At 46.4% G+C, this 558-nt stretch carries 1 pseudogene; it reads right to left on the bottom strand.

Going from position 1 to position 558, the window contains the following annotated elements:
• Nucleotides 1-558 (bottom strand): annotated as a pseudogene (locus Q4Q57_RS22090) (IS3 family transposase); the annotation flags it as partial.

Raw genomic sequence — 558 nt, 5'->3', positions numbered from 1 at the left:
GCTTTCATGTCTTTACTCACGTGATGACCGACTATCTTACGAGAACTGGCATCGGTGACCAGTGACAGGTAGTGCACTCCTTGGTCTGACTCAAGATAGGTGATATCGCTGACCAGTACATGCCCTGCATCATGTAGCCCTTCCTCTTTCAGCAAATTAGGATGCTTCTTCATCCAGTGTTTGCTGAACGTGGTTTTTGTGTAGCTTTTCTTCGGTTTAACCAGCAAACCTTCACTTCTCAAATAGGTAAAGAACCCATCTCGCCCGAGTTTAATATCGTGCTCAACCAGCCTGGATTTTATCAACGTATAGAGCTTACGGGCCCCTAACTTTGGCATATATTTACGCCAGTACTGGACCCAGTCTTTGATGACCGATAGCTCAGCTCTACGACTTTCCATTCGAGCAACTGCCTGATAAATACCTTGCCTCGACATACCCGCAGCACGACATGCGGCAGCGAGGTTTATTTGTCCGTTGCTTTTTGCTTGCCAGAGGTACCGGATAAGTACTTTTTTCTGAGGCCTGCTCCATATTCATTGTCCATGATATCAACCA

The sequence above is a fragment of the Shewanella sp. SP2S2-6 genome (assembly GCF_031931965.1).
GTDB classification, from domain to species: Bacteria; Pseudomonadota; Gammaproteobacteria; order Enterobacterales; family Shewanellaceae; genus Shewanella; species Shewanella baltica.
This window is presented reverse-complemented; position numbering and strand designations above follow the sequence as displayed.